Annotated in this window: 13 protein-coding genes; 9 read left to right on the forward strand and 4 right to left on the reverse strand. The window is 67.3% G+C overall.

The genetic code is table 11. From position 1 onward, the window contains the following. Positions 1-32 precede the first annotated feature (32 nt). The gene (locus tag GCU42_RS14475) at positions 33-1,439 is read left to right on the forward strand and encodes an NAD(P)H-dependent flavin oxidoreductase (protein WP_114228734.1); all 1,407 of its coding nucleotides are present in this window, start codon (positions 33-35) and stop codon (positions 1,437-1,439) included. A gap of 9 nt (positions 1,440-1,448) precedes the next feature. On the opposite strand, the gene GCU42_RS14480 is transcribed toward GCU42_RS14475, so the two are convergent. Beyond that, positions 1,449-2,171, reverse strand: coding sequence for a sterol desaturase family protein (locus GCU42_RS14480; protein WP_114228735.1), 723 nt, complete (start codon positions 2,169-2,171; stop codon positions 1,449-1,451). Between the two features lie 9 nt (positions 2,172-2,180). On the opposite strand from GCU42_RS14480, the gene GCU42_RS14485 reads away from it, so the two are divergent. After that, positions 2,181-2,684, forward strand: coding sequence for an SH3 domain-containing protein (locus tag GCU42_RS14485; protein ID WP_114228736.1), 504 nt, complete (start codon positions 2,181-2,183; stop codon positions 2,682-2,684). 21 nt (positions 2,685-2,705) lie between these two features. Here the strand turns inward: GCU42_RS14485 and GCU42_RS14490 are convergent, their stop codons facing one another. After that, the gene (locus GCU42_RS14490) at positions 2,706-3,899 is read right to left on the reverse strand and encodes an acetyl-CoA C-acyltransferase (protein WP_114228737.1); all 1,194 of its coding nucleotides are present in this window, start codon (positions 3,897-3,899) and stop codon (positions 2,706-2,708) included. Between the two features lie 88 nt (positions 3,900-3,987). On the opposite strand from GCU42_RS14490, the gene GCU42_RS14495 reads away from it, so the two are divergent. Both GCU42_RS14495 and GCU42_RS14500 read left to right on the forward strand, forming a co-directional pair. Beyond that, the gene (locus GCU42_RS14495) at positions 3,988-5,145 is read left to right on the forward strand and encodes an isovaleryl-CoA dehydrogenase (protein ID WP_114228738.1); all 1,158 of its coding nucleotides are present in this window, start codon (positions 3,988-3,990) and stop codon (positions 5,143-5,145) included. Positions 5,146-5,173: 28 nt separating this feature from the next. Continuing rightward, entirely contained in the window at positions 5,174-6,085 is a 912-nt protein-coding gene (locus GCU42_RS14500; protein WP_114228739.1) for a DUF5996 family protein, read from the forward strand. On the opposite strand, the gene GCU42_RS14505 is transcribed toward GCU42_RS14500, so the two are convergent. Together GCU42_RS14505 and GCU42_RS14510 are read right to left on the reverse strand one after the other, a co-directional pair. Continuing rightward, positions 6,082-6,420 (reverse strand): DMT family protein, encoded by a 339-nt coding sequence (locus tag GCU42_RS14505; RefSeq protein ID WP_114228740.1) that lies wholly within the window; start codon positions 6,418-6,420, stop codon positions 6,082-6,084. The two genes, GCU42_RS14500 and GCU42_RS14505, sit on opposite strands and share 4 nt — an antisense overlap. 36 nt (positions 6,421-6,456) lie before the next feature. Next, positions 6,457-8,538 carry a M13 family metallopeptidase gene (locus tag GCU42_RS14510; RefSeq protein ID WP_114228741.1) on the reverse strand — a complete coding sequence of 694 codons (2,082 nt, stop codon included), beginning with the start codon at positions 8,536-8,538 and terminating at the stop codon, positions 6,457-6,459. Positions 8,539-8,629: 91 nt separating this feature from the next. On the opposite strand from GCU42_RS14510, the gene GCU42_RS14515 reads away from it, so the two are divergent. The 5 genes from GCU42_RS14515 (at position 8,630) to GCU42_RS14535 (ending at position 14,017) form a co-directional block, all read left to right on the forward strand. After that, positions 8,630-10,228, forward strand: a complete 1,599-nt coding sequence (locus GCU42_RS14515; RefSeq protein WP_114228742.1) for a carboxyl transferase domain-containing protein — start codon at positions 8,630-8,632, stop codon at positions 10,226-10,228. Between the two features lie 5 nt (positions 10,229-10,233). Then, positions 10,234-12,102 carry an acetyl/propionyl/methylcrotonyl-CoA carboxylase subunit alpha gene (locus tag GCU42_RS14520; protein ID WP_114228882.1) on the forward strand — a complete coding sequence of 623 codons (1,869 nt, stop codon included), beginning with the start codon at positions 10,234-10,236 and terminating at the stop codon, positions 12,100-12,102. 98 nt (positions 12,103-12,200) lie between these two features. After that, positions 12,201-12,980, forward strand: a complete 780-nt coding sequence (locus GCU42_RS14525; RefSeq protein ID WP_114228743.1) for an SDR family oxidoreductase — start codon at positions 12,201-12,203, stop codon at positions 12,978-12,980. Continuing rightward, entirely contained in the window at positions 12,981-13,808 is an 828-nt protein-coding gene (cysQ, locus tag GCU42_RS14530) for a 3'(2'),5'-bisphosphate nucleotidase CysQ (RefSeq protein ID WP_114228744.1), read from the forward strand. It begins immediately after the preceding gene. Beyond that, positions 13,805-14,017 (forward strand): MarR family winged helix-turn-helix transcriptional regulator, encoded by a 213-nt coding sequence (locus tag GCU42_RS14535; protein ID WP_114228745.1) that lies wholly within the window; start codon positions 13,805-13,807, stop codon positions 14,015-14,017. Before cysQ ends, GCU42_RS14535 begins: the two co-directional genes overlap by 4 nt. The last annotated feature ends 18 nt before the right edge of the window (positions 14,018-14,035 follow it).

Raw genomic sequence — 14,035 nt, forward strand, 5'->3', positions numbered from 1 at the left:
TATAGCGCCCGCAAACCCATAGGAGAGAAACGTTGTTCAAGGGCCTTCAGCCGATCATGTACGGCGGCCGCGAAGTGTGGCCGCTGGTGGAAGGCGGCAAGGGTGTTTCGGCGACCAATCACGCCAGCTCCGGCGCTTGGGCTGCGGCGGGCGGGATCGGTACCGTAAGTGCGGTCAACGCCGACAGCTACGATCCCGAAGGCCGGATCGTGCCCCAGGTCTACAACGGCATGACCCGCCGCGAGCGGCATGAGGAGCTGATCCGCTACGCGATCGACGGCGCCGTCGCGCAGGTCCGCAAGGCCTATGAGATGGCTTCGGGCAAGGGCGCCATCAACATCAACGTGCTGTGGGAAATGGGCGGCGCGCAGCGCGTGCTGCACGGCGTGCTCGAGCGGACCAAGGGCCTCGTCACCGGGGTCACCTGCGGCGCCGGCATGCCCTACAAGCTGAGCGAGATCGCCGCCGAATATGGCGTCTCCTACCTGCCGATCGTCAGTTCGGGCCGTGCCTTCCGCGCGCTGTGGAAGCGCGCCTACAGCAAGGTCGCCAATCTCCTTTCAGCCGTGGTCTATGAGGATCCGTGGCTCGCCGGCGGGCACAACGGCCTCAGCAACGCCGAGGACCCGCGCGCGCCGCAGGACCCCTATCCGCGCGTCGCCGAGCTGCGCGCGGTGATGCGCGAGGGCGGCATTTCGGACGACGTGCCGATCGTCATGGCGGGCGGCGTGTGGCGGCTCGACGAGTGGGAGAATTGGATCGGCAATCCCGAGCTCGGCGCGATCATGTTCCAGTTCGGGACGCGGCCGTTGCTGACCCAGGAAAGCCCGATTCCGGTCGAGTGGAAGCAGCGGCTGATGACGCTCGAGGAAGGCGACGTCCTCCTCCACAAATTCTCACCGACCGGTTTTTATTCGTCGGCCGTGCGCAACCCCTTCCTGCGCAACCTCGAGGCGCGCAGCGAGCGCCAGATCGCCTTCACCAAGGAGCATATCGGCGACCACGCCTTCGAGCTCGACGTCGGCATCGGCACCAAGAAGAATTATTGGGTGACCAAGGGCGACCTGCAGCATGCGCGGCAGTGGTTCGCGCAGGGCTATACCAATGCGATGAAGACGCCCGACGACACGCTGGTGTTCGTCACGCCCGAGGAAGAGAAACTCATCCGCAAGGACCAGGCCGATTGCATGGGCTGCCTCAGCCAGTGCAGCTTCTCGAGCTGGGCCGACAATGAGAAGAATTCGACCGGGCGGCTGGCCGACCCGCGCAGCTTCTGCATCCAGAAGACGCTGCAGGACATCGCCCACGGCGGACCGGTCGAGCAAAACCTCATGTTCGCGGGCCACTCGGCATTCCGCTTCAAGAGCGATCCGTTCTACTCGAACGGTTTCGTGCCGACGGTGAAGCAGCTGGTCGACCGGATCCTCACCGGCGCCTGAGCGAGGGCGTCAGCGCTCGCTGGTGCGCAGCGGCCAGAAGAAGACGTCGCCGAGGCCGTGCGGGGTCTTCTCAAGGCCGGTCGGCGCGAAGCCGTCCGGGCGGCGATACGAGCCGGTCAGGACGTCGTAGATCGGAAACAGCGCCGCGTAATTCGAGTTGAAATGCTCGGGCAGCGCCGAATGATGGCGGCGGTGATAGGCCGGGCAATTGAGCAGCCACGACCACCGCCCGAAATCGACCCGCAGGTTGGCGTGGACGAAGTTGTGGTAGATGCTGATCAGCGCGTAGCTCAGCACGATCGCCGGGGTGGGACTGGCCACAGCGACGCAAAGCGGCCAGATGGTGAGCGACTTGATCAGCGGCTCCGCCCAATAATGGCGGGACGTGGTCGTGACGTTCATATTGGGGTCGGAATGATGCAGCGCGTGCATTCGCCACAGCCAGGGGAAACGGTGCTGGGCGCGGTGAAAGAGGAATTCTCCGAAGTCCATCAGCAGCGTGTAGGCGGCGAGGCCGAGCAGGAACGGCCAGGTCGCAAGGTCGACGAGATGGACGCTGACCTGGCGGCCGAACAGCGGTACCAGGATGAGCCCGCCGGCCATGAACAGCAGATAGGCGATGATGTTGACGCCGAGCGCGCTGCGTTCGTCCGACGCGCTCCAGCGCCGCTCGCACAGCATCAGCGCGAGCACGATGCACAAGGTGAGGCCGGTGTACGTCAGCAACGACATGGCGCGACCATGCGTACGTCATGGTTGAGGGCGCGTAAACTCGGCGCGGTGGCGGGCGTGGCGCTGGCGTTGCTTCCAGCGGCCGCGGCGGCTCAGGAAAAGACCCCGCCTTACTGGGCGTCGATCGCCAGCGGGCAGGCGATGATGCGGACCGGACCGGGGCGCAACTTCCCCGGCGTCTGGCTTTACCAGCGGCGCGATCTGCCGATCCGGGTGCTCAAGGTGTTTCCCAACTGGCGCTATGTCGAGGATCCCGACGGGGTGCGCGGCTGGATGCTGGTGACACTGCTGAGCGACCGGCGCACCGCCATCGTCCGCGGCACCCAGCCGCGCCCGCTCTACGCCAAGCCCGACGAGGGTAGCCGGCTCAAGTATAAGGTCGAGCCGGGCGTGGTCGGCCGGGTCGACGAGTGCGACGCAGGCTGGTGCCGGCTGAAGATCGCGGGGGACAAGACGGGCTTCGTCCACCTCACCGACATCTGGGGGGTGAGCGACGGCGAGACGGTGAAATAGTCCCGCCGCCGCGTTGATCGTTTAGACCAGCTCGACCGCCACCGCGGTCGCCTCGCCGCCGCCGATGCAGAGGCTGGCGATGCCGCGCTTCAGGCCCTTCTGCTTGAGCGCGTTCAGCAGCGTGACGACGATGCGGGTGCCGCTGGCGCCGATCGGGTGGCCGAGCGCGGTGGCGCCGCCGTGGACGTTGATCTTGTCGTGGCCGATGCCGAGGTCCTTCATCGCGAACATGGCGACGCAGGCGAACGCCTCGTTGACCTCGAACAGGTCGACGTCGCCGATGGACCAGCCGGCCTTGTCGAGCACCTTGTGGATCGCGCCGATGGGGGCGATCGTGAATTCGGCCGGGGCCTGGGCGTGGGCGGCGGTGGCGACGATGCGGGCAACCGGGGTCAGGCCCTTCGCCCGGGCGACCGAATCGCGGGTGAGCACCACCGCGGCGGCGCCGTCCGAGATGGACGAGCTGGTGGCGGCCGTGATCGTGCCGTCCTTGGCGAAGGCGGGCTTCAACTGCGGGATCTTGTCCGGCCGGCCGCGGCCGGGCGCTTCGTCCTTGTCGACCACGGTCTCGCCGGCGCGGCTCTTCACCGTCACCGCGACGATCTCGTCGGCGAAGCCGCCATTGTCGATCGCCGACTTGGCGCGGCTGAGGCTCTCGATCGCATAGTCGTCCATCGACTGGCGGGTGAGCTGATAGTCGTTGGCGGTATCCTGCGCGAAGGTGCCCATCGCGCGGCCTTCTTCGTAGGCGTCCTCGAGCCCGTCGAGGAACATGTGGTCATAGGCGGTGTCGTGGCCGATGCGCGCGCCCGAGCGATGTTTCTTGAGCAGGTAGGGCGCGTTGGTCATCGATTCCATGCCGCCAGCGATGACCACGTCGGCATTGCCCGCGGCGAGCGCCTCGGAGCCCATGATCATCGTCTGCATGCCCGAGCCGCAAACCTTGTTGACGGTGGTCGCCTGGACGCTGGTCGGCAGCCCGGCCTTGATCGCCGCCTGCCGCGCCGGCGCCTGGCCGAGGCCGGCGGGGAGCACGCAGCCCATGTAGATGCGATCGATGTCGCCGCCGTCGACGCCCGCGCGCTCGACCGCCGCCTTGACCGCGGTCGCGCCGAGCTCGGTGGCGGACACGTCGGCCAGCGCCCCCTGCATCGCGCCCATCGGGGTGCGGGCGTAGGAGAGGATGACGACGGGATCGGCAGCGGCAGTGGCCATGGGGAGTGCTCCTCGGGATTTGCTGCATTGCACATAGGCGCGCGGCCTGCCTTGTGGAAGATGCGCGCGCTCTGCTAGCCCCACGCCCATGTCCGCACCCACCCTGGAATTCGACCTCGGCGAGATGGCCGAGACCATCCGCGACTCCACGCAGCGCTTCGCCACCGACAAGATCGCGCCGATCGCGGCCGAGATCGATCGCGACGACCGCTTCCCGATCGAGCTGTGGCCGCAGATGGGCGAGCTTGGCCTGCACGGCATCACGGTCGAGGAAGAATGGGGCGGGCTCGGGCTCGGCTATCTCGAGCATGTCGTTGCGCAGGAGGAAGTGGCGCGGGCGTCGGCCTCGGTGGGGTTGAGCTACGGCGCGCATTCGAACCTGTGCGTGAACCAGGTCCGCCGCTGGGCGAACGAGGAGCAGAAGCGCAAATATCTCCCCGGCCTGATCGACGGGACCAAGGTCGGCGCGCTGGCGATGAGCGAGGCGGGGGCGGGGTCCGACGTCGTCTCGATGAAGCTTCGCGCCGACAAGAGCGGCAATGGTTATCGCCTCAACGGCACCAAGTTCTGGATCACCAACGGGGCCTATGCCGACGTGCTGGTGGTCTATGCCAAGACGGCTCCCGACGAAGGCAGCCGCGGCATCACCACCTTCCTCATCGAAAAGGGGATGGACGGTTTCTCGATCGGGCAGAAGATCGACAAGGTCGGGATGCGCGGCTCGCCGACGTGTGAATTGGTGTTCGACGACTGCTTCGTGCCGGCCGAGAATATCATGGGGCCCGAGAATGGCGGGGTCGGGGTGCTGATGAGCGGGCTCGACTATGAGCGCACCGTGCTAGCCGGCATCCAGCTCGGCATCATGCAGGCGTGTCTCGACGTGGTCATCCCCTACGTCCGCGAGCGTAAGCAGTTCGGCAAGCCGATCGGTGCGCAGCAGCTGATGCAGGCAAAGATCGCCGACATGTATGTCGCGCTCAATTCGGCGCGGGCCTACGTCTATCAGGTCGCCAAGGCGTGCGACGCGGGCAAGACCACGCGGTTCGATGCGGCGGGGGCGATCCTGCTCGCCTCGGAGAATGCGGTGAAGGTCGCGCTGGAGGCGGTGCAGGCGCTCGGCGGCGCGGGTTACACCAAGGATTGGCCGGTCGAGCGCTTCATGCGCGACGCCAAGCTGCTCGACATCGGCGCGGGCACCAACGAAGTGCGGCGGATGCTGATCGGGCGCGAGCTGATCGGCGCCTAAGCCACGATGATATGCTACGGCGAGTCGCATGTCCGACTGGCCCGAACTGACGGTCGCGCGCGACCACGACACTTTGTCGATCCTCCACCTCGCCGCGCAGATGCTCGGCAAGATCCGCGTCGCCCACGCGCCGTGGGTCAACCACGGCTGGCACGCCGCGCTACAGCCCGACAGCGCGGGCTTCGTCGCCCTGCCGACCGCGGCGAGCGGTGGACGCAGCTTTACCCTCGCGCTCGATCTTTGTCGCCATGCGATCGGAGTGCGGGTCAGCGATGGCGCGCGGGCGGAGGTGGCGCTTGCGGCGGGGTCGATCGCCAGCCTCCATCGCGAGCTGGTTGCCGCGCTGACGCGGCTCGGGCTTCCCGCGACATTCAACGGGACACCGAGCGAGATCGAGGGCGCGGTGGCCTTCGCCGGCGACCATGCGCCGCGCCGCTATGATGAGGATTCGGCGGCACGCTTTCGCGAAGCGATCGCCGCCATGTTGCCGGTGTTCAGCCATCACCGCGCGGCGTTCGCGGGAAAGGCGAGCCCGGTCCATTTCTGGTGGGGCGCGTTCGACCTGGCGGTGAGCGTCTTTTCGGGCCGTGGTGCGCCCGCTCATCCGGGTGGCGTGCCCGGCCTGCCTGACCGGATCGCGCGCGAGGCCTATAGCCACGAGGTCGCGAGCAGTGGCTTCTGGGCCGGGGGCGTCACCGCTGCCGAGCCGTTCTTCTACGCCTATATCTATCCCGAGCCCGCTGGCTACCGCACCGCGCCCGTCGCACACGGCCGCTTCGACGAGGGGTTCGGCGAATGGATGCTGCCCTATGCGGATGTCGCCGCAGCCGCCGATCCGGCCGCGATGCTGGCCGAGTTCTTCGCCTCGGCCCATGCTGCCGGAGCCGACCTTGCGGGGTGGGACCGACCGGCGCTCGAACGGGCGCTGGCTGCGCCCTAGGACTTGCCGGCGAACAGAAAGGCGACCGCGCCCATCAGGCAGGCGAAGGCCGCGAAGTGCCGCCAGTGGAGCGGCTCGCCGAGCACCAGAATCATGAAGATGCCGAACACGGTCAGCGTGATCGCTTCCTGCACGATCTTGAGCTGCGCGCCCGACCAGCCGCTGGCGTAGCCGAGGCGGTTGGCCGGCACGGCGAAGCAATATTCGATGAGGGCGATCGCCCAGCTGATCAGGATGACTAGCAGCAGCGGTTTGTTCATCCCGCCCTTGAGGTGCCAGTACCAGGCGACCGTCATGAAGACGTTCGAACAGATGAGCAGCAGGATCGTCGGCATGACGACCTGCTAGCCCATCCGTTCGCCCATGGGCAGTTACCAGATTTTCACGCGCTGGTTGGGGGCGAGGAACAGCTTCTGCCCCGGCTGGACGCCAAACGCCTGATACCAGGAGTCGACGTTGCGCACCGTCTGCGCGCGGAAGTTGCCCGGGGCGTGGCCGTCGGTCGCGATGCGGGCGCGCAGCGCTTCGGGCCGCATCTTGGTCGCCCAGCTTTGCGCGTAGGCGAGGAAGAAGCGCTGGTCGCCCGAATAGCCGTCGATCACCGGCGGCGCCTTGCCGCCCAAGGACGCTTTGTAGGCGTCATAGGCAGCGTTGAGCCCGGTGACGTCGGCGATGTTCTCGCCCAGCGTCAGCTTGCCGTTGACGTGGAGGCCGGGGAGGGCCTCGTAGCCGTCATATTGCTTGGCGAGCGCCGCACCCGCCTGTTGGAAGCGCGCGAAATCCTGCGGCGTCCACCAGTTGCGCATCGCGCCGGTGCTGTCGAACATCGCGCCATTGTTGTCGAAGCTGTGGCTGATCTCGTGACCGATGACGGCACCGATCGCGCCATAGTTGAAGGCGGCGTCGGCCGACGGATCGAAGAAGGGCTTCTGCAGGATCGCCGCCGGGAAATTGAGCGCATTCTGCACCGGCAGGTTGACCGCGTTGACCAACTGCGGCGGCATCCACCATTCGTTGCGGTCCATCGGCTTGCCGATCTTGCCGATCTGGTGGCGGTATTCGGCGAGCCGGGTCTGCTTCAGATTGTCATAGGCGTTCGTGCCGAGATTGAGCGAGCCATAGTCGCGCCAGCTGTCGGGATAGCCGACGCCGACGACGATCGTCTCGACCTTCTTCAACGCTTCCTGCTTGGTCGACGGCGCCATCCAGTCGATCGCCTGCACCCGCTTGGCGAAGGCCGCCTTGATGTTGGCGACCATCTGCTGGACCTCGGCCTTGGCCGCGGGCGGGAAGTAGCGATCGACGTACGCCTTGCCGACCGCATCCTCGAGCTGGTCGCTGACCGCGTTCAGCGCCAGCCGGTCGCGCGAGAGCTGCTTCGGCGTGCCGTTCAATGCGGTGCCGAAGAAGGCGAAATTGGCGTCGCGGATCGGGGCCGGAAGGACCGCCGCCTGCTGGTTCAAGGTGTGGAAGGTCAGCCAGTCCTTCCACGCGTCGAGCGGCTGCGAGCCGACCAGCGCCGCCAGCTTGGGGATGGCGCCGGGGTGGAAGGCATCGAACTTTTGCGCATTGCCGAGCTGCGCGGCATTCAGCAGCGCGCCCCAATCGATCCCGGGCGCCTTCTGCTCGAGCTCGGCGCGGGTCCAGACGGTCGCGCCCTTGGTGAAGTCCTCGCTCTCCTCGCGGGTGGCGTGGGCCTGCGCGATCATCGTCTCGAGCGCCATGATCCGGTCGGCCGACGCCTTCGGATCGGCCGCGCCGGCGGCCTTCATCACCGTCTCGATGTAGTTGCGATATTGCGGACGCAGCGCCGCCATCTTGGGGTCGTTCGAGAGGTAATATTCGCGCTCGGGCATGCCGAGCCCGCCCTGGAGCAGATAGGGCAGGGTTTGGCCCGGGGTGCTCAGCCCCTGCGTCACGAACACGCCGAACAGATTGTCGGTCGAGAATTTGGTGGCGTTCATCGGGTCGACGTCGGCGCGCAGCGACTTACCGATCGCGGTTGCGAGCGCGGTCTTGTCCTGGATGGCGGCGATCGCATCGAGGTCGGCCTTGGCCGGGGCCATGCCCGCACGATCGATCGCGCCGGTGTCCACATAGGCCTTGTAGAAGGTCGCGATCTTGCCTTCGTTCGAGCCGGCGTCGGGATTGGCCTTGAGGATCGCGTCGAGCATCTCACGGGTCTGCCGCTCGCGCTGCTGATCGGCGATATAGAAGCCGCCGATGCTGGAGCGGTCGGCCGGGATCTCGGTCTGCTTCATCCACGTGCCATTGGCGAACTGGTAGAAATCGTCTCCCGGCTTCACCGACTTGTCGAGCGAGCCGAGCGCGATCCCGGCGTTGGTGCCCGCGGCGGGAGCGGCGGCGTTGCTCGTGTTGTTGTCGGGGCCGGTGACGCTGCAGGCGCCGAGGGCGGCGACGGAGGCGGCGAGAAGCAGGAGGCGTGCGGTCATGGGGGCCCTTTCAGTTGAGCTGCTTTGCAAGCCCTGTCGCAGTCGCTAGGCGAGCGGGACGGCTTTTCGACGAACGGACTGTGATATCCGCATGAGTGCCCCGCGCATCGACAGCAAGGTTCAGCTCGACAGCGCCGAGAGCGAGGCTCGCGCGAAGCACAATCGCGGGCTGGTCGAGAAGCTGCGCGCGGACGTCGCCCAAGCCGGGCGCGGCGGCAACGAGAAGAGCCGCGAGCGTCACGTCGGCCGGGGCAAGTTGTTGCCGCGCGGGCGCGTCGAACGGCTGCTCGATCCCGGCTCGCCATTCCTCGAGATCGGCCAGCTTGCCGCCAACGACCTTTACGATGGCGAGGTGCCCGGCGCGGGGATGATCGCCGGCATTGGCCGGGTCGCGGGCCGACAGGTGATGATCGTCTGCAACGACGCGACGGTGAAGGGCGGGACCTATTATCCGCTGACGGTCAAGAAGCACCTCCGCGCTCAGGAGATCGCGCAGGAGAACCGGCTGCCGTGCATCTACCTGGTCGATTCAGGCGGCGCCAACCTGCCGCATCAGGCCGAGGTGTTCCCCGACCGCGACCACTTCGGTCGCATCTTCTTCAACCAGGCCAACATGAGCGCGCTCGGCATCCCGCAGATCGCCTGCGTCATGGGCAGCTGCACCGCGGGCGGCGCCTACGTTCCGGCGATGAGCGACGAGAGCGTCATCGTCCGCAACCAGGGCACTATCTTCCTCGCCGGCCCGCCGCTGGTGAAGGCGGCGACGGGCGAAGTGATTAGCGCCGAGGATCTGGGCGGCGGCGACCTCCATGCGCGCAAGTCGGGCGTGGTCGATCACCTTGCCGAGAATGACGAACATGCGCTGACGATCGTCCGCGACATCGTCTCGACGCTGCCCGAGCAAGCGCCGGTCCTGACCACTCGCGAGCCGCGCGAACCGGTCTTCGACCCGGAAGAGCTTTATTCGATCATTCCCGAGGACGTGCGGGCACCGTACGACGTGCACGAGGTGATCGCACGCATCGTCGACGGGTCGGAATTTCATGAGTTCAAGCCGCTCTACGGTACCTCGCTGGTATGCGGCTTCGCGCATATCTCGGGGATGCCGGTCGCGATCCTCGCCAACAACGGCGTCCTTTTCAGCGAGAGCGCGGTCAAGGGCGCGCACTTCATCGAGCTTGCCTGCCAGCGCCGCGTGCCGCTGCTGTTCCTGCAGAACATCTCCGGCTTCATGGTCGGCGGCAAATATGAGGCCGAGGGGATCGCCAAGCATGGCGCCAAGCTCGTCACTGCGGTCGCCACCGCGAGCGTTCCCAAGGTCACCGTCCTGATCGGCGGCAGCTTCGGTGCGGGCAATTATGGCATGGCCGGCCGCGCTTACTCGCCGCGCTTCCTGTTCAGCTGGCCCAACAGCCGGATCAGCGTGATGGGCGGCGAGCAGGCGGCGAGCGTGCTCGCTACCGTCCACCGCGACGCCGACAATTGGACGCCCGAACAGGCCGAAGCCTTCAAGCAGCCGATCCGCGACGATTACGAAGCGCAGGGCAACCCCTGGCACGCCACCGCGCGCCTGTGGGACGACGGCATCATCGACCCCGCGCAGACCCGCGACGTCCTCGGCCTCGCCTTCGCCGCCTGCTTGAACGCGCCGATTCCGGAACGTCCGCAGTTCGGCGTCTTCCGGATGTGATGGCTATGATCGAGTCCCTCCTCATCGCCAACCGGGGCGAGATCGCCTGCAGGATTATCCGCACCGCGCGTGAGCTCGGGGTGCGGACGGTGGCGGTCTATTCGGATGCCGATGCCGATGCGCTGCACGTGCGGATGGCGGACGCAGCGGTGCACATCGGGCCGAGCTCGGCGCGCGAGAGTTATCTGGTCGGCGAGAAGATCATCGCTGCTGCCAGAGAGACCGGAGCCGAGGCAATCCACCCCGGTTACGGTTTCCTGTCGGAGAATGCCGACTTCGCGCAGGCGGTGATCGACGCGGGTCTGATCTGGGTCGGGCCAAAGCCCGCGAGCATCCGCGCGATGGGGCTCAAGGACGCCGCCAAGAAATTGATGAGCGAGGCCGGTGTGCCGGTGACGCCTGGCTATCTCGGCGAGGACCAGTCGCCGGAGCGGCTCAAGGCCGAGGCCGATGCGATCGGCTATCCGGTGCTGATCAAGGCGGTCGCCGGCGGGGGCGGCAAGGGGATGCGGCGGGTCGATGCGCCTGCGGACTTCGCCGACGCGCTCGACAGCTGCAAGCGCGAGGCGACGTCGAGCTTCGGCAACGACATCGTCCTGCTCGAAAAATACATCCTCTCGCCGCGTCACATCGAGGTGCAAGTGTTCGGCGACGCGCACGGCAATGTCGTCCACTTGTTCGAGCGCGACTGCTCGCTGCAGCGCCGCCACCAGAAGGTGATCGAGGAAGCACCTGCGCCCGGCATGGACGAGGAGACCCGCGCCGCCGTTTGCGGCGCTGCCGTCCGCGCGGCGCAGGCGGTGAATTACGAGGGCGCCGGGACGATCGAGTTTATCGCCGACGCATCGGATGGCCTGCGCGCCGATCGCATCTGGTTCATGGAGATGAACACGCGGCTTCAGGTCGAGCATCCGGTCACCGAAGAGATCACCGGGCAGGACCTGGTCGAATGGCAGCTCCGCGTCGCCGGCGGCGAGCCGCTGCCGCTAGCGCAGGACGAATTGGCGATCGACGGCCATGCGATCGAGGCGCGGCTCTATGCCGAGGATCCGGCGCGTGGCTTCCTCCCGAGCACCGGCCGCCTCGATCACTTCGACCTCGGCGAGGACGAACGGATCGAGACCGGGGTCGAGGAGGGCGACACTATCTCGCCCTTCTACGATCCGATGATCGCCAAGCTGATCGCCTGGGGCGAGGACCGCGACGAGGCGATCGACCGGCTGGCCGAGGTGATCGAGAGCGTCGAGGTGTGGCCGGTCCGGACCAACGCCGGCTTCCTCGCCAATGCGCTGCTCGACGAGGATTTCATCGCCGCCGAGCTCGACACGGGGTTCATCGAGCGCAAGCTCGACGAGCTGGTTCCGACCGGCGAGGCCGACGACAGCCTCCGCGCTGCCGCGGCGGTGATCGCGCTGGCGCGCGACGAGGATGATGCGCCGTTGGGCGGCCTTGCCGGTTTCCGCCTCAATGCTGCGCCGCGCCTGCGGGTCGCGCTGGGTCAAAGCGGCAAGTTCGTCGAGGCCGATCCGGCCGGTGCGCCCGAGATGGTCTCGGGCTTCCGCGACGAGGAGCGGGTGGTCGTCTTCGCCGAGGGACAGGCGCACGAGTTCGCGCTCGTCGCGCGCGGCTCGGTCGGGGCGGCGGCAGGGTCGGGCGCGCTGGTTGCGCCGATGCCGGGCAAGGTCACTAGCGTCGAGGTCGCGGCCGGGGAGGCGGTGACCAAGGGCCAGCGGTTGCTGACGCTTGAGGCGATGAAGATGGAGCATGCGATGCTCGCGCCGTTTGACGGCACCGTTGCCGAGCTCAATGTGGCGGCAGGCCAGCAGGTGCAAGTCGACGCTGTACTGGCGAAGGTCGAGGCGGCGGCCAAGTAACCGTCACCCCGGCCTTGATCCGGGGTCCCGCTTCTCCCTAAGCGGCGGCAGAACGTAGCGGGATGCCGGATCAAGTCCGGCATGACGAGGAGAGAGACATGAACATCAACGGCATTGCGGCAGTGGTCACCGGCGGCGCGTCGGGGCTGGGCGAGGCGACGGCGCGGGCGCTGGCGGCCAAGGGCGCCAAGGTCGCCATCTTCGACCGCAATGCCGAGCAAGGCGAGAAGGTCGCCGCCGAGCTGGGCGGCATTTTCTGCGAGGTCGACGTCACCAACGACGATACCGTAGCCGCCGGCTTCGAGAAGGCGCGCGCCGCGCACGGGCAAGAGCGGGTGCTGGTCAATTGCGCGGGTGTCGCCAATGCGGTGAAGACCGTCGGCCGCGACCGTGAGACCAAGGCAGTGAAGAAATATCCGCTTCACCAGTTCGAGCTGGTGATCGGGATCAACCTGATCGGCACCTTCCGCTGCATCGCTCACTCGGCCGCGGGCATGGTCGATGCCGAGCCGGGCGAGGATGGCGAGAAGGGCGTGATCATCAACACCGCCTCGGTCGCCGCCGAGGACGGCCAGATCGGGCAGGCGGCCTACTCGGCGTCCAAGGGCGGGGTGCTGGCGATGACCCTGCCGATCGCGCGCGACCTGATGAACGAGGGCGTGCGGGTGAACACGATCCTGCCGGGCGTGTTCAAGACCCCGATGGTAGCGATGATGCCGCCGCAGGTGCAGGATGCGCTCGGCGCTCAGGTGCCCTTCCCCAAGCGGCTCGGCCGGCCCGAGGAATATGCCCAGCTCGCGGTGTTCATGATCGAGAGTGGCTACATGAATGCCGAGCACGTCCGCCTCGATGGCGGCATCCGTATGGCGCCCAAGTAAGTGGAAGCCGGCGCCCTGCTCGAGGCGCTGTGCGCGTGCGTCTGGGAGGCGGGCGACGCCATCCGTGAGGTCCGTAGGCGCGGGTTCGAAGTGGCGCACAAGGGCGACGCCTCGCCCGTCACCGAGGCCGATCATGCCGCCGAACGGATCATCCTTGCGGCGCTCGCCCGCTGCGCGCCGGGGGTGCCGGTGATCGCCGAGGAAGAGGTCGCTGCGGGGCGGATTCCGGCGCACGACGATCAGTATTTCCTCGTCGACCCGCTCGACGGGACCAAGGAATATGTTCGTGGCGGCGACGACTATACGGTCAACATCGGGCTGATCCGGGGTGGCGAGCCGGCGCTGGGGATCGTCCTGGCACCCGAGCAGGAGCGACTGTTCGGCGGCGTCGTCGGGCAGGGCGCCTGGGTCCAGCGGCGAGGCGGCGAGCGCGAGGCTATCCGCGTACGCGCGGCGCCCGAGCGCTTGGTGGCAGTCGCCTCCAAATCTCATTTCACGCAGAATACCGCCGACTATCTCGCCAGCCTCGACCGCGACTTCGACCAGGTCTCGGTCGGATCGAGCCTTAAATTCTGCATCGTCGCCGAGGGTCAGGCCGACATCTATCCCCGGCTGTCCCCGACCAGCGAATGGGATACGGCCGCGGGCCACGCGATCCTGGTCGCGGCTGGGGGACGGGTCGACGCTCCGGAAGGCGGTCCCCTGCGGTACGGCAAGCCGGCTTTCCTGAACCGCGGCTTCCTGGCGTTGGGTGGGACCGTTGCGCCGCCACTTGCGCCGTTCATGGCTGACTTCGCGGGCGGGGGCGACCTGCCGCAGGGCGTTTGAACGACCGCGGCGGACCTGCCGGCACGGTCAAATGCTCGGTGCCGGCGACCACCGCGCTGCGCTGGATCAAGACGATGACCGGCAATGGGATGCTGCGCCGCCGCGAGGATCCGCACGATGCGCGACGGGTGTTCATCGAGCTGGCCCCGCCGATGAGCGCTTCGATCCGTCGCTACTTCGACAAGGTCGGTGCGCCCGTCGTCGTGTGAGTGGCGGCTTGCCCGCAC

This window comes from Sphingomonas ginsengisoli An et al. 2013 (genome assembly GCF_009363895.1).
Classification (GTDB): Bacteria; Pseudomonadota; Alphaproteobacteria; order Sphingomonadales; family Sphingomonadaceae; genus Sphingomicrobium; species Sphingomicrobium ginsengisoli.